This window comes from Peribacillus sp. P4_B1 (assembly GCF_056402395.1).
The window spans coordinates 1-508 of record NZ_JBFUHM010000194.1 but is presented as its reverse complement, the minus strand read 5'-3'; the positions used below and the strand labels follow the sequence as shown (position 1 = coordinate 508).

Below are 508 nucleotides of genomic sequence, written 5' to 3'. Positions count from 1 at the left end.
GGTTAGGTGCCACGGTCCATGCGTGAGCTGTGGCGGCGTTCATCATGTCCCGTCGGGCGTCGGTCGCGTTCGCGGAGGCGAAATAAAATCCCGCTGCCGCGGAGGCCAACGAAACAATCGGACCGATTAGTGTCTTTTGTAAATCGGCATTGCTTGAAATAAGTGAAGCAACAGCAATGGTGACCAGCGTGCCGACCAGTAACACTGCCAGAATCGGTCGTGTCAGGGACGTCGCATTTTCGTGTGTATTATGTTGCCTGAACTTGAAGACCACAATCGAGGTCAGACTGGTAAAAACCAGAGATATGACAAACCAGAGTAGGGCGCTGGGAACCACATCAGGGAAGCCTAATGAATGATCCGCCACTCCCGCATTTTCGTGTGTATTATGTTGCCTGAACTTGAAGACCACAATCGAGGTCAGACTGGTAAAAACCAGAGATATGACAAACCAGAGTAGGGCGCTGGGAACCACATCAGGGAAGCCTAATGAATTATCCGCCACTCC

The 508-nt window shown here is 51.6% G+C and carries 1 protein-coding gene; it reads right to left on the bottom strand.

From position 1 onward, the window contains the following. A partial coding sequence (locus tag AC1DVK_RS27220) for a hypothetical protein (protein WP_477627861.1) occupies positions 1 to 508 on the bottom strand: 508 nt, incomplete at both ends.